The organism is Comamonas sp. (assembly GCF_036666375.1).
Taxonomy (GTDB): Bacteria; Pseudomonadota; Gammaproteobacteria; order Burkholderiales; family Burkholderiaceae_C; genus Comamonas.
The window spans coordinates 19165-41631 of the sequence record NZ_JAVWWA010000036.1; the positions used below are offsets into that span (position 1 = coordinate 19165).

The window sequence follows — 22467 nt, forward strand, 5'->3', positions numbered from 1 at the left end:
GCTGCTCGCCATAGAGCAGCAGATCGAGATCCAGCGTGCGCGGCGCATTGCGATAGGGGCGCTCGCGCCCGGCCGCCAGTTCGATGGCTTGCAGCGTGTCGAGCAGCGCCAGCGGCGCCAGACCGGTGCGCAGTTCGACCACGGCATTCAGGAAGTCGGGACCGCCGGCGTCTATGGGCGCACTCGCGTAAAGCCCCGATACTTTGGCCACCCGCGTCGCGGGCACGGCGTCCAGCGCCTGCACCGCGCGCGCCAGCGCCGCGCCGCGGTCGCCCAGGTTCGCACCCAGGCCTATCCACGCGCGCACCTGGGGTGCCTGCGCTTCGGTCATATGGCCAGACCTCAATAAGGAGAGGCGTCGTCGGTGGTATCGCGCGCCGCGCCCTTGTCGGTCGCGACTGCGCCACCTTCACCACCGTCCGCGCCTTCGGTAGGCTTGCGGCGGCGACGGCGGCGCTTCTTGGGCGCGGCGCCGTCTTCGGTTTCGGCGAACTCGGCTTCGGCTGCGGGCGCAGCTGCTTCGGCAGCCGCGGCTGCCGCAGCCTTGGGCGCGCGGCGCGGCGCTGCGGACTTGCCCGCGGCGGGCGCCGGTGCGGGCGCTGGCGCCGCGGCCTTGGGGCGCTGGCGCTGTTCTTCGCGCGCCTGGGCAATCAGGTCGTCGCGGCGGTCGTCATCGGCCTGCTGGAATTCCTGCCACCAGCTCGCCAGCGACTCGTCGACTTCGCCCACATCGGCGCGCAGCCGCAGGAAATCGAAACCGGCGCGAAAGCGCGCCTGCTCGACCAGACCCAGCGGCGTGACGCCCGAGCGCTTTTCGAAGCGCGGCTGCATGATCCAGATTTCGCGCATGTCGGCGGCAAGCTTGCCGCGACCGGACACATCGCCAATGCGCTGGTTGAACACGTCGTCGATCGCGTCCTGCAGTGCCGGGAACGAATGCTGGCGCTGCTGCAGGCGCTGCTCCCAGCCGAGCTTGACGTCCTGCCACAGCACGCAGGCCAGCAGGAAGCTGGGCGCGACCGGCTTGCCTTCGCCCACGCGGCGGTCGGTGTCGGTCAATGCAGCCGTGACGAACGGGTGATCGGCGCGCTCGACAACCACGTCAAGCAGCGGATAGATGCCGCGGTCCAGGCCCAGCTCGCGCAGGCGCGAGATCGACGCCAGCGCATGGCCGGTCTGCAGCAGCTTGAGCATTTCGTCGAACAGACGGCTCTGCGGCACTTCGGCCAGCAAGTGCTGGCTCGCGATCAGCGGCGCGGCGGTCTTGGGCTCGAGCTTGAAGCCGACATGGTGCAGCTTGGCCGCGAAACGCACGGCGCGGATGATGCGCACCGGGTCTTCGCGGTAGCGCGTGGCCGCGTCGCCGATCATGCGCAGCACGCGCTTCTTCGCGTCCTGTATGCCCTTGTGGTAGTCGACCACGATCTGCGTCGCCGGATCGTAGTACATGGCGTTGATCGTGAAATCGCGCCGCGTCGCGTCCTGATCCTGCGGACCCCAGACGTTGTCGCGCAGCACACGGCCGCTCGCATCCACGGCATGCTTCATGCCCGCGAGCGCGGCCTTGCTGGTGCGCTCGTTGCCGGTCACGCTTTCGGCCAGGCTGTTGTCGAGAAACGCGCGGAAGGTCGAGACTTCGATCACTTCGTTCTCGCGTCCGCGGCCGTAGACCACGTGCACGATACGGAAGCGCTTGCCGATGATGAACGCGCGGCGGAACAGGCTCTTGACCTGTTCGGGCGTGGCGTTGGTGGCGACGTCGAAATCCTTGGGCCGCAGGCCCAGCAGCAGATCGCGCACCGCGCCGCCGACGATATAGGCTTCGAAGCCCGCGTCCTGCAGCGTCTCGACCACGTCGATCGCGCGGCGGTCCACGAGTTCGGGGTTGATGCCATGCACCGAAGCCGGCACTTCCTCGCGCTTGCCAAAACGCAGCTTGTGCGCGCGCGCGGCGGCGCTGGGCTTGCCCAGCAGTTTATCGATGAAGGTTTTGATCATGGGTGTTCAGTAAACAGGTCCAGTATGCGCCAACCGCGCTGCTGGGCCAGGGCGCGCAGGCGCGCGTCAGGATTGGTCGCGACCGGATGGTCCACTTTTTCGAGCAAGGGCACGTCGTTCATCGAATCGCTGTAGAACGTGCTCTCCACCCCGCTCCAGTCAAGCCCGCGCTGCTCCAGCCACTGCTGCATGCGCAGCACCTTGCCTTCGCGCATGGTCGGATGACCATCGATCTCGCCCGTGATCCAGCCCGACGCATCGCGCGCCAGCTGCACCGCCAGCAGTTCATCGACACCCAGCGCCTTGGCGATCGGGCGGGTGATGAACTCGTTGGTGGCGGTGACGATCACGATCTCGTCGCCGGCCTCACGGTGCGCCTGCAGCAGCGCGCGTGCGGCCGGGCGGATGGCCGGCGTGATGACTTCGCGCATGAACTGCGCGTGGGCAGCATCCGCGGCCTCGGCGCCGCGCGCGCGCACGGCTTCGGTCGCAAAGCGCACGTAGTCATGCACATTGAGCGTTCCCGACTGGTAGTCGGCGAAGAACGCATCGTTGCGGCGCCCGAATTCCTCCGGGTCCGTCCAGCCGATGCGGGTCGTGAACACGCCCCACTCGTAGTCCGAGTCCAGGGGCAGCAAGGTATGGTCGAGATCGAACAGCGCGAGCCGCGGGCGGACGTTGGGCGCAGAGGATGTTGGCATGGAGTTCCAGAAAAAGAGGCCTGGCAGCTGACGGGCTACTCGGTCTCCAGCATGGTCTTGAGCAATGGGATGGTGATCGCCCGCTTGTTGCGCAAGGCAAAGCCATCGAGCATGTCGAGCAACTGCATGAGGCTGCCCAGATCGCGCGAGAAGCGCTTGAGCATGTAGTCCATCACGTCGTCGCCGAGAAACACGCCGCGGGCATCGGCCTCCTGGCGCAGCACCGCGCGGCGCGCGGGTTCGTCGAGCAGCCGCAGCTGGAACACATGGCCCCAGCCCAGGCGGCTGCGCAAATCCTCGCGCAGCTTGAGGTCGGCGGGAGGCAGCTCTCCGGACGCAAGCACCCAGCGGGGAATGCCTGTGGCCGGGCTGGTCGCATTCACGAACCAGTTGAAAGCCCGCGCCTGCTGCATGGGTGTGTACAGGTGCACATCATCCATCAGCACGGCCGACCAGCGTTCGTCGAACTCCGGAGGATAGCCTATGGACGCATCCATCCAGCCGACAATGGCCCCTTGATCGCGCAGCGCTTCACGCACCGACTTGAGCAAATGGGTCTTGCCCGAGCCCGATTCCCCCCAAAGATAGGTAGGCACGGGCGAACGCGGCATCTGGCTGCGGCCTTCGCCGACCCAAAGTCGCAGATGTTGCAACACTGCGATGTTCGGACCCGCGAAGAAGCGCGACAGCGAGGGACTCGTTGCCAGACCGATATCCAACGCCATTTGCTTCATGGACGGCATACGGACCACGCCCTCCCACCTGAGCCCAGGGGGAGCCGTGCGCGACAGGCTGGCAATAGGAAGTTCGGCAACATTACAAAGGACAGAGCAAAAAGCCCCTGACACAGGTTGATGCGACAGGGCTCGAAAGGCGCAACCACGGCTGCGCCACGCTGATTTTAGTCTGCGCGCGCGCGCAAAGCACACAGCTTGCCTGCACAGACCCGGGGAAAAGCCCTTGAAAGCAGCCACATGGACCCCGGGAAGCGGGCCGGGGCCGTAAAATCCCCGAGTTCCGCCCCTGCCGGGCACACCTGCACTGACCATCCCATGAGCTCTTCTGCCACTCCATCCACTCCTATTTCCTATAAAGACGCTGGCGTCGACATTGTTGCCGGAGATGCTCTGGTCGAGCGCATCAAGCCGCTGGCCAAGAAAACCATGCGCGAAGGCGTGATGGCCGGCATCGGCGGTTTCGGCGCACTGTTCGAAGTGCCCAAGCGCTACAAGGAACCCGTGCTGGTTTCGGGCACCGACGGCGTGGGCACCAAGCTGCGCCTGGCATTCGAGTGGAACATGCACGACACCGTCGGCATCGACCTGGTGGCCATGAGCGTCAACGACGTGCTGGTGCAAGGCGCCGAGCCGCTGTTCTTCCTCGACTACTTTGCCTGCGGCAAGCTCGACGTCGACACCGCTGCGGCCGTGGTCGGCGGCATTGCGCGCGGCTGCGAGCTGTCGGGCTGCGCGCTGATCGGCGGCGAAACCGCTGAAATGCCGGGCATGTACCCCGAAGGCGAATACGACCTCGCGGGCTTTGCCGTCGGCGCCGTCGAGAAGTCCAAGATTCTCACCGGCCAGAACGTGCAGGCCGGCGACGTGGTGCTGGGCCTGGCTTCGGCCGGCGTGCACTCCAACGGTTTCAGCCTGGTGCGCAAGTGCATCGAGCGCGCCGAAGCCAACGGCACCGTGCCTGCGACCCTCGACGGCAAGCCTTTCAAGCAAGCCATCATGGAACCCACGCGCCTGTATGTGAAGAACGTGCTGGCCGTGCTCGCCGAGCACCCGATCAAGGCCCTGGCCCACATCACCGGCGGCGGCCTGCTGGAAAACATTCCGCGCGTGCTGCCCGACGGCCTGGCTGCACACCTGGATGCCGGCAGCTGGCCGCAGACCGAGCTGTTCGCCTGGCTGCAGGCCACGGCCGGCATCGACGCCGTGGAAATGAACCGCACGTTCAACAACGGCATCGGCATGGTGGTGGTGGTGCCCGCCGAACAGGCGCAAACCATCGCCACGGCCTTGCAAGGCCTGGGCGAAACTGTCTATACCATTGGACGTATCGCCGCGCGCGGTGACGGCCAGCCCGTCGAAGTGCGCTGACCCAGCCAGTACCACAACGCGCCCAGATGTCCGATTACCTTCCAGTTCCCCGAGAAGATTTCCTCCAGACACCTTCGCGCAGCGTGGTAAACGCCAGCTATCTGCTGATGGCCGGCACCTTGCTGCTGGTCATGTGGCAAGGGCTACTGCCCGGCCTGCTGAGCGTCTGCGTGGGCTTCATGCTCACGCGCGCGCTGGCACGGCTTCTTTCGCGGCTGCAGCGCCGCCGGATTCCGGGCTATCTGCCCCACTGGGCGCAGGTGATTGCCGCCGCGGTGGTCATGCTCGCGCCGCTGGCGCTGCTGACCACGGCCCTGCCCCATACGCGCGGCTACATCGTCGAAGCCCCGCAACAATACAAAGAGCTGCTCGACTACCTGGCACGCACCGTGCTCGAGCTGCGCCACAAGCTGCCGGCCGACATCGCGAGCCAGCTGCCTGATGGCGCGCGCGAAATCCAGACCATGATCGCCTCCTACCTGGGCGCCAAGGCCGGCGTGCTGGCGATTGCCGGCCGGGCCTGGCTGTCGGGCCTGCTGCACGCCTATGTGGGCCTGCTGATCGGCGCGCTCGCTGCCGTGCGCCATATCCCCTTCCAACGCCCGCCGCTGGTCGACGCGCTGTACCGGCGCATCACGCTGTTCGGCGAAGCTTTCGGCCAGATCGTCGCTGCGCAGTTCTGGATCGCCGCGTTCAACACGCTGCTCACGGCTTTCTTCCTGCTGCTGATCCTGCCCTACTGGGATCTGACGCTGCCCTATACGCCCGCGCTGATCACGCTGACCTTTGTCGCCGGCCTGATTCCCATCGTCGGCAACCTGCTGTGCAATGCCGTCATCACGCTGGTCGGGCTGTCGGTGTCGCCCGTGGCCGCCGCGGCCTGCCTGGGCTTTCTGATCCTGATCCACAAGGCCGAGTACGTGATCAACGCCAAGGTCGTGGGCCGGCGCACGCACATGGGCGTGTGGGAGCTGCTGTCGGTGATGTTTGTCGCCGAATCGGTGTTCGGCCCCGCGGGCCTGGTGGCCGCGCCGCTGTTCTACGCGTATCTCAAGAAAGAGCTAGAAGTGCGCAAGCTGGTCTAGCCAGAAACAAACTGCGCGGCTCAGCCCTTGAGCGCCGCCAGCCGGTTGGCGATCAGGCCCGCATCGGGCCGGTCGCCGGCATGCAATAGATAAGTCTCCCAATCCGCCACGGCTTCGCGCGTGCGGCCCTGCTCGGCCAGCACCGCGCCCCGGTCGCGGTATTCGGCCCAGTCGTCGGGCAGCAGCACGATCAGGCGATCGAGCGTGGCCGTGAGCAGCGCCCACTGGCTCTGGGCAAAGTAGATTTCCTTGAGATTGCGCAGCAGGCGCTCGAGAATGTCGCGCGCCGTCGCGGCCTGCAGATGCAGGCCCAGCGGAATGGTGTCTTCGCGCCGCCCGCGGCCCAGTCCGAAGGGTTCGAGGCGCTGGGCGAGTTCCTGCGCCGAAAACGAGGTGCCGGTGAGCGGGTCCATGACCACCTGCCCTTCGGGCAGCCCCACCTTGAGCAGGAAATGGCCGGGGAACGCAATGCCCGCGGCCTGCAGCCCCGTCGCCTGGGCCAGCTCCAGCCAGACCAGCGCCAGGCTCACGGGAATGCCGCGGCGCGTCGCCAGCACCACGGGGATGTAGCTGTTCTCGGGCGCGTAGTAGTTGTTGACGTTGCCGCCAAAACCCATTTCGCCAAAGAAGAAATGGTTGAGCACCTTGAGCCGCTGCAGCGGCGTATGCGCGCCGACCAGATGGCGCGCGAGCCGCACCTGCATCTGGTCGATATCCGCCAGCACGGCCTGGATATCGAGTTCGGGGAATTCGTCTTGCGCAATGCAGACGGCAGCCTCCATCAGCGGCAAATGCTCGTCGCTTTGCACCAGGGTGGCAAAGTATTGCAGGGAAGAAGGCGCATCAAAACGCAGTGACATGCTGTCCTTGTACGACCAGGCGCCGACGAGCGCAAGAGGGAAGGCCGCCGACACTTTCTTCGCCAGCGGCCACGGCCTGCCTACCTTATAACCAAAAACCGATACATCTCTTATCTATGCAGCAACTGCCGCAGCTTCAGACCTGCGGCCCACAGCGCGCCGAAATACAGCAGCGCCGCCGCCGCCATGATCAACGCCAGCCAGCCCATACGCAGCAACTGATGCTCCTTGAGCGCTATCCAGTCCAGCGCCTGCCCGCTCCAGGCGAGCAGCACGGCCAGCAGCACGCTGGCCGCGAGCACCTGCAGCACCAGCTTACCCCAACCCGGCCGCGGGACATAGGTGCCGCGGCGCAGCAGCACCACCAGCAGCCAGGCCGCATTGACCAGCGCTGCGATACCGATGGACAGCGCGAGCCCGGTATGCGCCAGCCAGGGCACGAAGGCGAGATTGAGCAGCTGGGTGATGACCAGCACCACCACGGCGATCTTCACCGGCGTGCGTATGTCCTGGCTCGCGTAATACGCGGGCGCCAGCACCTTGATTGCGACCAGCCCCACGAGACCGGCACCATAGCCGGCCAATGCCAGCGCGATCTTGCCGACATCGCGGTCGGTCAGCGCGCCGCGGTGAAACAGCGTGGCGACCAGCGGCTCGGCGAACACCAGCAAGGCCACGGCGCAGGGCACGGACAGCACGACCACCAGGCGCAGACCCCAGTCGAGCATGGCCGAATAACGCTCGGCGTCGGCTGCGGCCTTGGCGGCGGCCAGCTGCGGGGTCAGCACCACGCCCAACGCCACGCCCAGCAGCGCCGTGGGAAACTCCATCAGCCGGTCGGCATAGAACAGCCAGGACACGCTGCCCGGCGCGAGGTAGGACGCGATCTGCGTGTTGATCATCAGCGAGATCTGCGCCACGCCCACGCCCAGCAGGGCCGGTGCCATCAGCGACAGGATGCGGCGCACGCCAGCGTCCTGCCAGGCAGTGCGCACCGTGCTCCAGCGCAGGCCTATGCGCGGCAGCAGGCCCAGCCGGCGCAGCGCGGGCAGCTGCACCGCGAGCTGCAGCACGCCGCCGAGCATCACGCCCGCGGCCATCGCGTAGATGGGCTCTATGCCATGCGCGGCAAAGCGCGGCGCCGCGATCAGCGCCGCGCCAATCATGCTCACGTTGAGCAGCACCGGCGTGGCCGCGGGCACGACGAAACGCTTCCAGGTGTTGAGCACGCCGGCCGACAGCGCGACCAGCGACATGAAGCCGATATAGGGGAACATCCAGCGCGTCATCAGCACCGCGGCGTCGTAGCTCGCGGCGTTTTGCTGCAAGCCGCTGGCCAGCAGCCAGACCAGCAGCGGCGCGCCGATCACGCCCAGCACGCAGGTCAGCAACAGCGCCCAGGTCAGCACGGTGGCGACATTGCCGATCAGCATGCGCGTCGCCTCGTCGCCGTCCCTGGCCTTGGTCGCGGCCAGCACCGGCACAAAGGCCTGGCTGAAAGCCCCTTCGGCAAACAGGCGCCGGAACAGGTTGGGAATGCGGAAGGCGACGTTGAACGCGTCGGTCAGCGCGTTGGCGCCGAACATGGAGGCCATGAGCAGGTCGCGCAACAGCCCGGTGACCCGGGAAGCGAGCGTGAGCAGCGAGACAGTGGAGGCGGCTTTGAGCAGTGACACCCGCGCAGTGTATGCGCTGCACGGGCTTTAGGCGCGCATATTCACTCAAGCCAGCAACAAGTGATACAATCGCCGGCTTCGCTGACATCATCCTCAGACACAAGGAATTTGAATCATGGCATCTGCTAAACCCAAGAAAAAGAACCCCCGCCTGGCCTCCGGCCGCAAGCGCGCTCGTCAAAACGTTGTACTGAACGCCGCGAACACTTCGCTGCGCTCGAAGTACCGCACCGCTGTCAAGAACGTCGAAAAGGCTGTTCTGGCTGGCGACAAGACCAAGGCATCCGAACTGTTTGCCAAGGCACAATCCGTGCTGGATACCATTGCCGACAAGGGTATCTTCCACAAGAACAAGGCTGCTCGCGATAAGAGCCGTCTGTCCGCCAAGGTCAAGGCCCTGGCACTGGCCGCCTAATCCACATTTAGGCAATCGCACGGATGGCGCAAGCCATCTGCCGTTTGTAACGGGTGCGCTGTTAGCGAACGTAAAGACCGCCTTAGGGCGGTTTTTTCGTTGTGGGTGGAGTATGGATAGCGCCTATTGCTTGAGGGTGGACGTTCAAGGTTCGACCGGGCCGCGTAGGCAAGCTCACCACGAACGGATAACGAGTTCCTTGCCCAAACACATAAACACCGTTCGCCCTGAGCTTGTCGAAGGGCGTTTCAGGGCGTGGTTCCCACCTGACACTGCACCCACAAAAAAGCCGGCATGAAGCCGGCCTGGTCGGGATGCCAAACAACGCGCGACTAGGCCTTGGGCGGCGCGTCCGGCAGCAGGCAGGCTTCGGCGATCTGCAGGTTGTTGTCTTTGGCGAAGTTGATCACGAAATCCCAGGCCATGGGCTCGTGCTCGCGCAGGTCGGCGTGCAGCACCACGCACTTCGTGCCGTTGAGTGTGGTGGGAATGCACCAGGGCGAATAGCTCAGATGGCTGCCTGAATAGGCCCCCCCGGGGCGGAACTGGCTCATGACGCCGGCCAGGCGCTCTGCCCAGTCGCTGGGCCTGAAGGTTTTCCCATCCCGGGTCAGGCCCTGGATGAACAGTTCTTGTGAGTTGGGGGAGACCATCGATATCGCTGTAGAAAGTGATGTGACCCTAGCGGGATCACCGCCGGCAGGTCAATGGGAGATTCTAACTCTTATACAAGAGTTAAGCTAAGCAACCGAGTAGTCCATGGGTCCATTGCACCGCTGTAATGCGTAATCCTCAATTTTCATCCTGCCTGGCCCATCTAAAATTGTAGTTCGCTCAACCTGGGCACGGACGCAATGTCCATGCCACCCCTGCATTCTTGGGAGATTTTTGCAATGACCGCTTTCATTGAGGCTGCCTCGCCCCACGTGATGAACACCTATGGCCGCGTCCCGATCGCTCTGGAACGAGGCCAAGGCTGCCGCGTCTGGGACGTGAACGGCAAGGAGTACCTCGATGCGCTCGGCGGTATTGCCGTGAACACGCTGGGCCACAACCACCCGCGTCTGGTGCCCGCGCTGCAGCAGCAGCTCACCAAGCTGATCCACACGTCCAACTACTACCATGTGCCCGGCCAGGAAACGCTGGCCAAGCTGCTGGTCGAGCGCTCGGCCATGACCAACGTGTTCTTCTGCAACACCGGACTCGAAGCCAACGAAGCCGCGATCAAGATCGCGCGCAAGTTCGGCGTCGACCAGGGCATTGCCCGGCCCGAAATCGTGGTCTATGACCATGCGTTCCACGGCCGCTCCATCGCCACCATGACCGCCACCGGTAACCCCAAGGTGCGCGAAGGCTTCGGCCCGCTGCTTGACGGCTTCATCCGCGTCGCGCCCAACGACTACGAAGGCCTGCTCGCCGCGACCGAAGGCAATGCCAACATCACGGCCGTGATGATGGAGCCCATCCAGGGCGAAGGCGGCCTGCACCCGATGCGCGTCGAGTACCTCAAGCAGGTGCGTGCGCTGTGCGATGCGCGCGGCTGGCTGCTGATCCTGGACGAAGTCCAGGCCGGCATGGGCCGCACCGGCAAGTGGTTCGCCCATCAGTGGGCCGGCATCGTGCCCGACGTGATGACGCTGGCCAAGGGCCTGGGCTCGGGCGTGCCGATCGGCGCCGTCGTCGCCCATGGCAAGGCCGCGACCGTACTGCAGCCGGGCAACCATGGCTCCACGTTCGGCGGCAACCCGCTGGCGATGTGCGCCGGCATAGAGACCATTCGCATCATGGAAGAAGACGGCCTGCTCGCGCATGCCGCGAGCGTGGGTGAGTACCTGCGCGCCGCGCTGCGCACCCAGCTGGGCGCGCTCGAAGGCGTGGTCGACATCCGCGGCCAGGGCCTGATGATAGGCGTCGAGCTGTCCAAGCCCTGCGGCCAGCTGATAGGCCAGGCCGCCGCCGCCGGCCTGCTGCTGAGCGTCACGGCAGACACCGTGATCCGTCTCGTGCCGCCGCTGATCCTGACCGAGGCCGAAGCCGACGAAATCGTGGCCAAACTGCTGCCTTTGGTGCAAGCTGTGCTGGCTGCCTAAACTGCAAGGAATGAAGACGTATGAAGCATTACCTCCAATTCAGTGATTTCACCGCCGAGGAATACGCTTATCTGTTCGAACGTGCCGCGCTGATCAAGAAGAAATTCAAGAACTACGAAAAGCACCATACGCTGGGCGACCGCACGCTGGCCATGATCTTCGAGAAGGCCAGCACGCGCACCCGCGTGAGCTTCGAGGCCGGCATGTACCAGCTCGGCGGCTCGGTCGTGCACCTGACCTCGGGCGACAGCCAGCTGGGCCGCTCCGAGCCCATCGAGGACAGCGCGCGCGTCATCAGCCGCATGACCGATCTGGTCATGATCCGCACCTTCGGCCAGGAGCGCATCGCGCGCTTTGCCGAGTTCTCGCGGGTTCCAGTTATCAACGGCCTTACCAACGAGTTCCACCCCTGCCAGATCCTCGCCGACATCTTCACCTTCATCGAGCACCGCGGCTCGATCCAGGGCAGGACCGTGGCCTGGGTCGGCGACGGCAACAACATGGCCAACACCTGGCTGCAGGCGGCCGACCTGCTGGGCTTCAAGGTGCATCTGAGCACGCCCGGCGGCTATGAAGTCGACGAGCAACTGGCGTTCAACGGCAAGGCCGCGAACCCCGGCAGCTACGCGGTGTTCAAGGACCCGCTCGAAGCCTGCGCGGGCGCCGATCTGGTCACGACCGACGTCTGGACCAGCATGGGCTACGAAGCCGAGAACGAAGCGCGCAAGAAGGCTTTTGCCGACTGGTGCGTGGACGCCGAAATGATGGCTGCGGCGCGCCCCGATGCGCTGTTCATGCACTGCCTGCCCGCGCACCGCGGCGAGGAAGTCGAGGCCGAAATCATCGACGGCCCGCAATCCGTGGTCTGGGAAGAAGCCGAGAACCGCATGCATGTGCAGAAGGCGTTGATGGAGTACTTGCTGCTTGGCAAACAGATAGGCTGATTCGCAGTCGGCCTTTCATCCTTCGACGGGCCCGGTGCGAACGGATAACACCGTTCGCACCGTGCCCGTCGAAGTGCGTTTCAGGGCACGCATTTTTCCCGCAGCCCCTCAGAAAGTTTCCGGCCATGGCCTCCTTTGAAGAAATACAGCAACGCGAAACCGGCCTGCAGCAGCACCTGAGCGGCGCGCAGATCGTGATGATCGCGATTGGCGGCGCGATCGGCACGGGCCTGTTCATGGGCAGCGCGTTTGCCATCGGCTTTGCCGGTCCCAGCGTGCTGCTGAGCTATGCGATAGGCGCGCTGATCGCGCTGCTGCTCATGGGCTGCCTGGCCGAAATGACCGTTGCCCACCCGACCTCGGGCTCATTCGGCGCCTATGCCGAACACTACATCGCGCCCTGGGCCGGCTTTCTCGTGCGCTACGCCTACTGGGCCGCCGTGGTGCTGGCCGTGGGCATGGAAGTCACGGCCGTGGGCCTGTACATGGGCTACTGGTTTCCCGACTCGCCGCGCTGGCTCTGGGTCGCGGTGTTCTCCGCGGCGCTGGTCGCGGTCAACGGCTCCAGCGTCAAGGCCTTCGGCCAGGTCGAGTACGTTTTCTCGATGATCAAGATCGTCGCCATCGTGGCCTTCATCCTGATCGGCGCCTATGTGGTGTTCGGCGCCCAGCGCCCCGACATCGGCTTTCACCATTACACCGCCCGGGGCGGCTTCTTTCCCAACGGGCTGTGGGGCACCTGGGTCGGCGTGATCGTCGCGATCTTCAGCTATCTGAGCCTGGAGGCCATCGCGGTGGCCGCGGGCGAGGCCCAGGATCCGCAAAAAGCCATCACCAGCGCGTTTCGCACCACGGTGCTGCGTCTGGTGCTGTTCTATCTGCTGACGCTGGCCTTGATGCTGGCCATCGTGCCCTGGCATGCGGCCGGCACCGACCGGAGCCCTTTCGTGCAGGTGATGGAAATCATAGGCATTCCCGGCGCCGCCCATGTGCTGAACTTCGTGGTGCTGGTCGCCGCGCTGTCGGCAATGAACAGCCAGCTGTATGTGACTTCGCGCATGATGTTCAGCCTGTCGCGCGGCGGCTATGCGCCTGCGGCGCTGGGCCATCTCAACGCGCGCGGCGTGCCCACGCGCGCCATCGCGGTGTCCTGTGCGGGCATTGCCGTGGCGATGGTGCTCAATGTCTGGCAGCCCGACAAGTCGCTGGTCTGGATGATGTCGATCGCCATGTTCGGCGCGATGTTCACCTGGTTCATGGTGTTCGTCACCCACCTGTTCTTCCGCGCGCGCTGGAAGGCCGAAGGCAGCCGGCCGCTGGCGTTTCGCATGTGGGGCTTTCCGCTGCTGACGCTGCTGGGCGCGGCGCTGATGCTGGGCGTGCTGGTCACGACCTACTTCACCGAGGAATTCCACCTGACGCTGCTGACCGGCGTGCCTTTCCTGGGCGTGCTGCTGCTGGTCTACGCGCTGTGGTTCCGGCGCCGCTGAGCGCGCGCGCGGCCTGCACGCGGTTTACAGTGGAGTGACCATGCCACAGCAACTCTGGGACATCTCCCCTCCTATCCACGACGCCAGCCCGGTGTTCCCGGGCGACACGCCCTACAGCCAGCAATGGTGCGCGACGATCTCGCCGCAATGCCCGGTCAATGTCAGCGCCATCACGCTGTCGCCGCATGTCGGCGCGCATGCCGATGCGCCGCTGCATTACGCCGCCGACGGCGCGGCCATAGGCGCGGTCGATCTCGATACCTTTCTGGGGCCCTGCCGCGTGATCCATGCGATCGCGCCCGGCCCGCTGCTGCTGTGGCAGCATATCGAACATGCGATCACGCCCGATTTGCCGGCGCGCGTGCTGGTGCGCACCTACGCGCAGGCACCCACGGGCTGGGACGGCGATCTCGCCGCCTATGCGCCCGAGACCGTCGAGCGCCTGGCCGATCTGGGCGTGCGGCTGATCGGCATCGATACCGCGAGCATCGATCCGGCCAGCAGCAAGACGCTCGACAGCCACCAGGTGATACGCCGGCGCGGCCTGCGCGTGCTCGAGAACCTGGTGCTCGACGCCGTGCCCGAAGGCGACTACGAACTGATCGCGCTGCCGCTCAAACTCACGCAGGCCGACGCCTCGCCCGTGCGCGCGGTGCTGCGCGCGCTGCCTGCAAACCACTGATGGAGACAAGCAACCCATGACAATCACCTTGCAAGACTGCCGCGAACGCGACGCCCAGGACCCGCTGCGCGCGCTGCGCGATCACTTCACGCTGCCCGCGGGCCAGATCTACCTCGACGGCAATTCGCTGGGCGTGGCGCCCAGGGCCGCAGCGGCGCGCGTGGCCCAGGTCGTGCAGCAGGAATGGGCGCAGGACCTGATCACCTCCTGGAACAAGGCTGGCTGGGTCGATCTGCCCATGCGCCTGGGCAACCAGTTCGCGCCCTGGCTGGGCGCGCGCGCCGATGAAGTGGTGTTCACCGACACCACCTCGATCAACCTGTTCAAGGTGCTCACCGCCGCGGCGCGCATCGCGGGCGAGGACGGCCCGGCGCGCAAAAAGCTGCTGACCGAGCGCAGCAACTTCCCCACCGATCTCTACATTGCCGAATCGATCTGCGAGCAGCACGGGCTGCAGCTGGTGCTGCTCGAGCCCGAGGAAATCCTGCACGCGCTCGACGACGACGCGGCCATCCTGCTGCTGACCCATGTGAACTACCGCACGGGCGCGATGCACGACATGGCGGCCATCACCGCCGCGGCCCATGCGCATCGCATCCTGTGCGTCTGGGATCTGTGCCACAGCGCGGGCGCGGTGCCGATAGACCTGCACGCGGCCGACGCCGACTTCGCCGTGGGCTGCGGCTACAAGTACCTCAACGGCGGACCGGGCGCGCCGGCCTTTGTCTGGGCCCATCCGCGCGTCGTCAACCGCAGCGCCCAGCCGCTCGCGGGCTGGTTCGGCCACACGGCGCCGTTCCAGTTCACGCCTCACTACACTCCGGCCGAAGGCATTCGCCGCTACCTGTGCGGCACCCAGCCCATCATCAGCCTGTCGGCGCTGCAATGCGGGCTCGACGTGTACAGCGCCAGCGAAGCGCTGGGCGGCATGCAAGCATTGCGCGCCAAGTCGCTGGCGCTGACCGACCTGTTCATCGCCCTTGTCGAGTCGCGCTGCGCGGGCCATGGGCTGGAGCTGGCGACGCCGCGCGCGCATGAAAAGCGCGGCTCGCAGGTATGCCTGGCGCGCGCCGAAGGCCTGGGAGTGAATGGACTGGGCAGCGGCGCCTATGCCATTGTCCAGGCGCTGATCGCGCGCGGCGTGATCGGCGACTTCCGCCAGGGCGACGGCGGCGTGGGCGTGCACAAGGACATACTGCGCTTTGGCTTCACGCCGCTGTATGTCGGTTTCGAGGACGTATGGAACGCGGTCGAACAGCTGCGCCAGGTGCTGGAAAGCGGCGAATGGCGCGAAGCGCATTTCCACCAGCGCAATGCAGTGACCTAGGCATTCACCGCCTGCATCGCCCACAGGTGCGCGCCCACGAGCGCGCGCCAGGGCGCGAACGGCGCAAGCCAGGCCTGGGCGCGCGGCTGGTCCACCTCGGTCTGCAACAGCCGCGCAATGCCGTGGCGCACGACCACATCGCCGTGCAGCGAGCCGTCGAGCCAGCCAAAGCCACGCAGCAGCGTATAGCTGACCGTCCACGGGCCTATGCCCTTGATCGCGAGCAGGGCCTGGGCGATCTGCGCGGCCGGCAGTTGCGGCGCGGCAGCCCAGTCGTCGAGCGGCAAGGCCCCCGATTGCACGCCTTCGGCCACCGCCAGCAGACTTTGCGCCTTGGACTGCGACAGGCCCGCGGCGCGCAGGCGCTCCAGGCCCAGCGCCAGCACCTGATCGGCATGCGGGTGGCAATACAGTCCGCTGCGATGCCGCAGATCGGCCGCGAGGATGAGCCGCCGGCGCAGCGACACCGCGGCCGCGACGCTGATCTGCTGGCCCATGATGGCCCAGGCCAGGGCCTCGAACGGCGTTCCCGCGACCGGCACACGCAACCCTGACTGCTCGCGCAGCACAGGCCCCAGCAAAGGATGCGCGGAAAACTTCGCCTCGAACGCCTCGATGTCCTGCGTCAGCCCCAGCATGCGCCGCACCAGGGGCAGCGCCTCGTGCCGGGCCTGGTCCTGGTCCTGGTCGCCCGCAGCCGTCTGCCACTGCACCTGCGCCTGGCGCGGCGCGAAATCGATTTGCAGGCACACCGGCTGGCCGCGCCACCAGATGCCTTTGCGCAACGTAGCGGCCCCGACCTGCTCGGCCAGCGCCTCGCGGTCGCGCGCATGGAAAGCGAGGATGCTGTCGGCGCGGAAATTCAGCGGCAACGGCAACTGCCATGCCGCTGGCGTCTCGGGACTGTGGACCATGCGTAACTTCCAGAAAAAGATGCCGGGCGGGAAAGCCAGGGCGCCGCCTGCGGCGCGCCCGGCCTATGATGTGATCGACTGTTTATTGTCCCGCTTCCATGACCGCAACCACCCCACCCCTCGCCCCCGAAGCCATCGTGCAGCAGGAGCGCGCCCAGCTCGACTTCAGCCAGAGCATGAGCTATGGCGACTATCTGCAACTCGACCAGATCCTCACGGCGCAAAAGCCGCTGTCGCCCGATCACAACGAGCTGCTGTTCATCATCCAGCACCAGACCAGCGAGCTGTGGATGAAACTGATGCTGCACGAACTGCATGCGGCGATCGCCCATGTGGCCAGCGACGAGCTGCCCAAGGCGTTCAAGATGCTCGCGCGCGTCTCGCGCATCATGGAGCAACTGGTCCATGCCTGGGACGTGCTGGCGACGATGACACCGCCCGAATACAGCGCGATCCGCCCATATCTTGCGCAGTCCAGCGGTTTTCAGAGCTACCAGTACCGCTGCATAGAATTCTCGCTGGGCAACAAGAACGCGGCCATGCTCAAGCCGCATGCCCACCGGCCCGAACTGCTGGCCGAAGTCGAGGCCGCCTACCGCGCGCCCTCGCTTTACGACGAAGCCCTGCGCCTGCTCGCGCGCCGCGGCATCGCCGTGCCGGCCAGCCATCTCGAACGCGACTGGACCCAGCCCTACTGCGCCGACGATGGCGTGGAGCAGGCCTGGCTCACGGTCTACCGCGACCCCACGACCCACTGGGACCTGTACCAGCTCGGCGAGGAACTCACCGACCTCGAGGACGCGTTCCGTCTCTGGCGCTTCCGCCATGTGACCACGGTCGAGCGCGTGATCGGCTTCAAGCGCGGCACGGGCGGCACGGGCGGCGTGAGCTATCTGCGCAAGATGCTCGACGTGGTGCTGTTCCCTGAAATCTGGACGCTGCGCACCGCGCTTTGACGCCCCGCCCCTGGGTTTTTCCTAGGACCGCCAGCGCCTCGGGCGACAGGCGGCGGCCCCGGCGCAGGCTAGGCTAGGCCATGAGGAAAATTGCGCCGTGAATCCGCCCCAGACATCGACCCTGCCCCCTGCCGCTGGCGCGCCTGACGCCGATGCCTGCCTGTCCTCGCGCGCTGCCTGGGCCATGCTGCTGGCGCTGATCAGCGGCTTTGCGCTGAGCCAGGCCTATCGCACGGTCACGGCGATCATCGCCGTGGCGCTGCAGACCGACTTCGGCCTTTCGCCTTCGGCGCTGGGCCTGTTCGCAAGCCTGTTCGCGCTGACCTTTGGCGCGGTGCAGCTGTTCATGGGGGTGGGCATAGACCTCTATGGCCTGCGCCGCACGGTGCTGGTCGCCGCGCCGCTGAGCATTCTGGGCGCGGGCCTGTCGGCCTGGTCGCCCAACTACGGCTGGCTGCTTGCGGGCCAGGCGCTGATCGGTCTGGGTTGCGCGCCGGCCTTTCTCGCCTGTACGGTGTTCATCGCAAGGCATTTCGCGGCCTCGCAGTTCGCCGCGGTCTCGGGCATGAGCCTGGGGCTGGGCGGCATAGGCATGCTGTTCACGGGCTCGCCTCTGGCCTGGCTGGTCGAACACTACGGCTGGCGCAGCGGGTTCGCGACGCTGGGACTGCTGTCCGTGCTGTCCTGGCTGCTGATCGCCTGGAAAGTGCATGAGCCCGCGCAAAGCGCCAGCGCCGCACCGCGCCAGAGCTGGCTCGCGGCGACGCGCGAATTCGGCCTGCTGCTGACCCAGCCCTACAGCTGGGGCATTCTGGCCATGGCCTTGGTGACCTATGCATCCTTCCTGACGCTGCGCGGCCTCTGGCTGGGGCCGCTGCTGATGGAGCGCCAGGGCTGGTCGCTGGTCGCCAGCGGCCACCTGGCCTTGGTCGTATCGCTGATCTCGCTGGTCAGCCCCGGAATGTTCGGCCGCATGGACCCGGGCCCGCTGCGCCGGCGCCGCCTGCTGGTCACCACGACTTCTCTCATCGCGCTGCTGTACGCGGCGCTGGGCCTGCTGCACACCGGCTGGCTCAATGTGGCGCTGATCATCGTGATCGTCATTGTTTCGGGCGGATCGGTGCTGCAATACGCACATGTGCGCTCGTCCTACCCGCCCGAAGCCACGGGCCGGGCCATGGCGCTGCTCACCATGGCCATGTTCCTCGGCGCCGCCCTGATGCAGTGGCTCACGGGCCTGATGGCCTCCTGGGCCACGCGCTACGGCTTCGATCCGTTTGCCGCCGTGATGCTGGGCATTGCGCTCATGCTGTGCCTGGGCGCGGCGGCGTTCCAGATGCTGCCGGTTTCAGACCGTCTACAGCGAACTGGCGCTTGACCCGTCGCCGCGGTAGAGCCAGGGCAGGTCCATCACGCGCGCGCCCAGCAGCTTCAACGCGGCATCGCGCCCCCAGCGCACCGGGCCGGTCGCGTGGAAGATGCGGCCGTTGCGCTGCGAGCGCGCCTGCACGCGCGCGTTGCGCTGCCAGCGGTTGAGCGCGTAGCGGCGCAGCCGCAAGGGCACATCGAGATCATGCATCGACAGCGCGCGCTGCAGCTCGGCCGCGTCTTCTATCGCCATGCCCGCGCCCTGCGCGAGATAAGGCCGCATGGGGTGGCTGGCATCGCCCAGCAAGGCCACCACGCCCTGGGCCATTTCCGCAGGCGAGCGCAGCGGCGGGCGGTCGGCCAGCGGCCACAGCCGCCAGCCCATGCGCGGCACGCTGCGCACCAGGTCCTGCAACGCACTGCAGGCGCCGGCAAGCACGGTTTCCAGATCCTGGGCGTTGGCCGCATGGTCCCAGCGCTCCATGTCCTGGGGCGCGGGCCCCTGGACAATGATCACCAGGTTCTGCAATTCGCCACGGCGCACCGGATACTGGATCACGTGCAGCCGCGGGCCCAGCCAGGCCGTCACCTGGGAAGTGCGCAAACGCTGGGGCATTTCGGCCTGGCGCACCATCGCCCGGTAGGCGAGATGACCCGTGGCGCGCGGCGGTTCATCGCCCAGCATCTGCATGCGCAGGCGACTGTGCACGCCATCGGCGCAGATCAGCGCATCGCCTTCGATCAGCTTGTTGGCCTCGGTGCGAACCGTCACCACGCCATCGGCCTCGCGATAGTGCGCAATGGTCTGGGCCAGATTCAGATGCACTTCGGCATAGTCGCGCAGTCCGCCGAGCAGCAGCGCGTGCAGATCGGCGCGATGAATGGTCACATAGGCTGCGCCATAACGCTCGACCACGGCTTGCCCCAAAGGCATGCGCGCCAGCGCCTCACCGGTCACCGCGCTGCGCACCTGCAGGGCTTCGGGCAAGGCGACCACCGATTGCAGGTCCTTTTGCAAGCCCCAGGCCTGCAACCGCCGCACCACGTTCGGTCCCAGCTGTATACCGGCGCCGACTTCGCTGAATTTCTGCGCGCGTTCAAACAGCCGCACATCGCAGCCCGCCCTCGCGGCCCCAATACCTGCAGCGAGTCCGCCGATTCCCCCCCCTGCAATCAACACCTGCTTTTTCATACGCACATTGTGCCGCGTTCCGCGCCGCGTCGAAATCATCCGCATACGGTTTATCTGTGCAGCTGCTGGAAACCGTTTTCAAACAGCACTAATCTGCAGGGCGCGGGGTCATTTGTAACTATTTCGGCAGCAAACTTCAAATGAACCATTTCGGTGCATTGCGAGTTCAATAATATCGAACACACCCGTTAAAAAGTTTGGTAGCCGACAAATGCCCCATGATCTGATTGCATTCCTGCAATCTTGCACGTCCATATTGAGCGCAAAAAATGGACAACAAAAAAGGCCTGCATTGCAGGCCTTTTCTTGAAAGCGAAGCGCAATTAAATTGCGAACTTTTCACGCTCTTCGTTCTGGATCCACTTGGGAGCCTTGCCACGACCGGTCCAGGTCTGACCGGTATTGGGGTCGCGGTACTTGGGAGCGACCTTGGCGCCAGTGCCGGCGCTGCGTGCTGCGCGTGCAGGAGGAAACACATCTTCAGGCGTCATTTCATACTCGGCAACCAGGGAACGCACACGAGCGACAGCATCCGACAATTCGCGGCTGCGGGCCTCATGAATCTGCTGTTCCAAGGCTTCTTTTTGCTTGAGCAATTCTTTGTATGAATTCATGGTTCGTATCTTATGGATAGGTGAAAAAAGTGACTGGATATTATAGAAAAATATAAAACCACGCCAGCATAAAAACTATACGTAATTACCACAACATTTACATGGCTCTATTTTAATTCCACGGCTCAAGCGGTCTGCACTGGTTTCTCTGCAAGCACCTTATCAATCCGTTTTCCATCCAGATCCACAATTTCAAAGATCCATCCCGCACAGGCAATTCTTTCACCAACTGCAGGCAATCGACCCGTTTCAGCCATCAAAAGGCCCGCAATGGTGTTATACCGGCCGCGATCCTCTTCTGGCAGATCGCGGATATCGAGCCGCGCCTTGAGTTCCGAGACCGGCATCAATCCATCCAGCAGCCAGGACCCATCTTCGCGTGGCGTGGCCCATGCATCAGTATGCGCGCCGGGCTTGAGTTCGCCAGTAATGGCTTCGAGTAAATCGCGCGGCGTCATGATGCCTTGCACCACGCCGTATTCATCGACGACGAACACCATGCGGCCCGAACGCGCACGCAACTGGTCGAGCAGTTCCATGCCGCTGAGCGTTTCAGGCAGGAATGCCGCAGGCAAGGCATGCTCGCCCAGCTTGCCTTCGGCCGCCGCGCCCAGCGCCAGCATGCGGGCCACGCTGATGACGCCCACCACGTCGTCGAGCGAACCACGGCATACCGGATACCACGAGTGGCCGCCTTTTTCCTGGCCGTCGGCCGACAAGCGCAAGCCTTCGAACACCGAAAGATCGGCATCGAGCCACTGCACGTCGGAGCGCGGCACCATCAATGAAGTCAGCGAACGGTCGTCGAGACGGAACACGTTCTGCACCATCTGGTGCTCATGGAATTCGATCACGCCCGCATTGCGGCCTTCCTCAAGGCTGGCGACGATCTCCTCTTCCGTGACTGCCCGGCTGGCGGAGTCATTGACGCGCAGCAGCGTGAGCACTGCCTGGGTCGATGCCGACAGCAGGCGCACGAAAGGCTTGGCAGCCGAAGCCACCCAGGTCATGGGACGCGCAATCAGCCGTGCCACGGTTTCAGGGTACAACTGGCCAATGCGCTTGGGAACCAGTTCGCCAAAGACGATGGTGATGAAAGTGATGACGGCGACGACAATGGCCGTGGCCGAGACGCCCGAAGCGCTTTCGGGAACACCTGCATTGCGCAGCCATTGGGCCAGGCCGTCGCTGAATGCGGCCTCGCCGATGATGCCGTTGAGCATGCCGATGGAAGTGATGCCCACCTGCACCGAAGACAGGAACTGGGTTGGATTTTCCAGCAATACCAAAGCGGCCTCGGCCCCCTTGTCGCCGTCTTCGGCCATGCCCGCAAGACGGGACTTGCGGCTCGACGCCAATGCCAATTCCGACATGGCAAACACACCATTGAGCAGGGTCAAGAGTGCAATCAGCAGAAAATCCATGAATCAATAAGTAGAAAGAACATCATGTCAATGTACTGTATCGGCGATATCCAGGGATGCGATGAAGCCCTTGGTCGACTGCTCGATGTCATCGATTTCTCACCCAGCCGCGATACCTTGTATCTGCTGGGCGATCTGGTCAACCGCGGCCCGTCATCGCTGCAGGTTCTGCGCCGCTGCATGGCACTGGGCGACGCCGTGCGCCCGCTGCTGGGCAACCATGACCTGCATCTGCTCACCACCGCCCATGGCCTGCGCGGCCCGGGCAAGCGCGACACGCTGCAGCCCATACTGCAGGCGCCGGACCGCGCCGATCTTCTCGACTGGCTGCGCCAGCAGCCGCTGGCGCGGCTGCACACCACGGCGCGCGGCGAGCGGCTGCTGATGGTGCATGCGGGCGTGCTGCCCTCCTGGGATGTGGATCAGACCCTGGCGCTGGCCGGCGAGGTCGAGGCCGTGCTGCGCGGCGACGCGCTGGTGGATTTCCTGGCAAAGATGTATGGCAATGCGCCCGCGGCCTGGAGCGACGACCTGCAGGGCGCCGACCGCCTGCGCGTGATCGTCAACGCGCTCACGCGGCTGCGCTTTTGCACGCCCGAAGGCCGCATGGACTTCGACAGCACCGA

General features: G+C 65.3%; 22 protein-coding genes. 11 read left to right on the forward strand and 11 right to left on the reverse strand.

What is annotated here, in order from left to right; genetic code table 11:
- The 4 genes from folK to hda form a co-directional block, all read right to left on the reverse strand.
- A partial coding sequence (folK, locus tag RR928_RS11080) for a 2-amino-4-hydroxy-6-hydroxymethyldihydropteridine diphosphokinase (RefSeq protein ID WP_332535606.1) occupies positions 1-331 on the reverse strand: 331 nt, incomplete at its 3' end.
- 11 nt (positions 332-342) lie between these two features.
- Positions 343-1998: a polynucleotide adenylyltransferase PcnB gene (gene pcnB, locus RR928_RS11085; RefSeq protein ID WP_332535605.1), complete on the reverse strand. Its 1656-nt coding sequence runs from the start codon at positions 1996-1998 to the stop codon at positions 343-345.
- Positions 1995-2699: an HAD family hydrolase gene (locus tag RR928_RS11090; RefSeq protein ID WP_332535603.1), complete on the reverse strand. Its 705-nt coding sequence runs from the start codon at positions 2697-2699 to the stop codon at positions 1995-1997. The genes pcnB and RR928_RS11090 overlap by 4 nt, the downstream gene beginning before the upstream one ends.
- A gap of 35 nt (positions 2700-2734) precedes the next feature.
- Positions 2735-3433: a DnaA regulatory inactivator Hda gene (hda, locus tag RR928_RS11095; RefSeq protein WP_332535602.1), complete on the reverse strand. Its 699-nt coding sequence runs from the start codon at positions 3431-3433 to the stop codon at positions 2735-2737.
- A gap of 318 nt (positions 3434-3751) precedes the next feature.
- Between hda and purM the strand changes: the two genes are divergently transcribed.
- Entirely contained in the window at positions 3752-4804 is a 1053-nt protein-coding gene (purM, locus tag RR928_RS11100; protein WP_332535601.1) for a phosphoribosylformylglycinamidine cyclo-ligase, read from the forward strand.
- Positions 4805-4830: 26 nt separating this feature from the next.
- Complete coding sequence (locus RR928_RS11105) at positions 4831-5889, forward strand: AI-2E family transporter (RefSeq protein WP_332535600.1); 1059 nt, start codon at positions 4831-4833, stop codon at positions 5887-5889.
- 20 nt (positions 5890-5909) lie between these two features.
- Here the strand turns inward: RR928_RS11105 and RR928_RS11110 are convergent, their stop codons facing one another.
- On the reverse strand, positions 5910-6749 hold the full coding sequence (locus tag RR928_RS11110; RefSeq protein ID WP_332535598.1) for a SirB1 family protein: 840 nt from the start codon (positions 6747-6749) through the stop codon (positions 5910-5912).
- A gap of 110 nt (positions 6750-6859) precedes the next feature.
- Complete coding sequence (gene murJ / locus RR928_RS11115; RefSeq protein ID WP_332549698.1) at positions 6860-8425, reverse strand: murein biosynthesis integral membrane protein MurJ; 1566 nt, start codon at positions 8423-8425, stop codon at positions 6860-6862.
- 115 nt (positions 8426-8540) lie between these two features.
- Here murJ and rpsT point away from each other — a divergent pair, with 115 nt between their 5' ends.
- Positions 8541-8840 carry a 30S ribosomal protein S20 gene (gene rpsT, locus RR928_RS11120; protein WP_159917413.1) on the forward strand — a complete coding sequence of 100 codons (300 nt, stop codon included), beginning with the start codon at positions 8541-8543 and terminating at the stop codon, positions 8838-8840.
- 332 nt (positions 8841-9172) lie between these two features.
- Here the strand turns inward: rpsT and RR928_RS11125 are convergent, their stop codons facing one another.
- Positions 9173-9493 carry a DUF3579 domain-containing protein gene (locus RR928_RS11125; protein ID WP_332535594.1) on the reverse strand — a complete coding sequence of 107 codons (321 nt, stop codon included), beginning with the start codon at positions 9491-9493 and terminating at the stop codon, positions 9173-9175.
- Between the two features lie 240 nt (positions 9494-9733).
- Here RR928_RS11125 and RR928_RS11130 point away from each other — a divergent pair, with 240 nt between their 5' ends.
- The 5 genes from RR928_RS11130 (at position 9734) to kynU (ending at position 15373) form a co-directional block, all read left to right on the forward strand.
- Positions 9734-10930: an aspartate aminotransferase family protein gene (locus RR928_RS11130; RefSeq protein WP_332535592.1), complete on the forward strand. Its 1197-nt coding sequence runs from the start codon at positions 9734-9736 to the stop codon at positions 10928-10930.
- A 20-nt stretch (positions 10931-10950) separates the two neighbouring features.
- The gene (gene argF, locus RR928_RS11135; RefSeq protein WP_332535590.1) at positions 10951-11874 is read left to right on the forward strand and encodes an ornithine carbamoyltransferase; all 924 of its coding nucleotides are present in this window, start codon (positions 10951-10953) and stop codon (positions 11872-11874) included.
- Between the two features lie 125 nt (positions 11875-11999).
- A complete protein-coding gene (locus RR928_RS11140) occupies positions 12000-13364 on the forward strand; it encodes an amino acid permease (RefSeq protein WP_332535588.1) in 1365 nt (454 codons plus the stop codon).
- Between the two features lie 40 nt (positions 13365-13404).
- Entirely contained in the window at positions 13405-14046 is a 642-nt protein-coding gene (kynB, locus tag RR928_RS11145; protein WP_332535587.1) for an arylformamidase, read from the forward strand.
- Positions 14047-14062: 16 nt separating this feature from the next.
- Positions 14063-15373: a kynureninase gene (gene kynU / locus RR928_RS11150; protein ID WP_332535585.1), complete on the forward strand. Its 1311-nt coding sequence runs from the start codon at positions 14063-14065 to the stop codon at positions 15371-15373.
- On the opposite strand, the gene RR928_RS11155 is transcribed toward kynU, so the two are convergent.
- Positions 15370-16287: a DNA-3-methyladenine glycosylase family protein gene (locus tag RR928_RS11155; RefSeq protein WP_332535584.1), complete on the reverse strand. Its 918-nt coding sequence runs from the start codon at positions 16285-16287 to the stop codon at positions 15370-15372. The two genes, kynU and RR928_RS11155, sit on opposite strands and share 4 nt — an antisense overlap.
- A 98-nt stretch (positions 16288-16385) precedes the next feature.
- Between RR928_RS11155 and kynA the strand changes: the two genes are divergently transcribed.
- Entirely contained in the window at positions 16386-17243 is an 858-nt protein-coding gene (gene kynA, locus RR928_RS11160) for a tryptophan 2,3-dioxygenase (protein ID WP_332535582.1), read from the forward strand.
- Between the two features lie 184 nt (positions 17244-17427).
- Entirely contained in the window at positions 17428-18621 is a 1194-nt protein-coding gene (locus tag RR928_RS11165; protein ID WP_442881449.1) for an MFS transporter, read from the forward strand.
- Here RR928_RS11165 and RR928_RS11170 read toward each other — a convergent pair.
- From RR928_RS11170 to RR928_RS11180, 3 genes are all read right to left on the reverse strand, one after another.
- Positions 18601-19803: an FAD-dependent monooxygenase gene (locus RR928_RS11170; protein ID WP_332535578.1), complete on the reverse strand. Its 1203-nt coding sequence runs from the start codon at positions 19801-19803 to the stop codon at positions 18601-18603. The two genes, RR928_RS11165 and RR928_RS11170, sit on opposite strands and share 21 nt — an antisense overlap.
- Before the next feature lie 323 nt (positions 19804-20126).
- Complete coding sequence (locus RR928_RS11175) at positions 20127-20417, reverse strand: H-NS histone family protein (protein ID WP_332535576.1); 291 nt, start codon at positions 20415-20417, stop codon at positions 20127-20129.
- A 125-nt stretch (positions 20418-20542) separates the two neighbouring features.
- A complete protein-coding gene (locus RR928_RS11180) occupies positions 20543-21841 on the reverse strand; it encodes a hemolysin family protein (protein ID WP_332535574.1) in 1299 nt (432 codons plus the stop codon).
- 24 nt (positions 21842-21865) lie between these two features.
- Between RR928_RS11180 and RR928_RS11185 the strand changes: the two genes are divergently transcribed.
- Positions 21866-22467 (forward strand): symmetrical bis(5'-nucleosyl)-tetraphosphatase (locus RR928_RS11185; protein ID WP_332682529.1); only part of this gene is annotated, 602 nt, incomplete at its 3' end.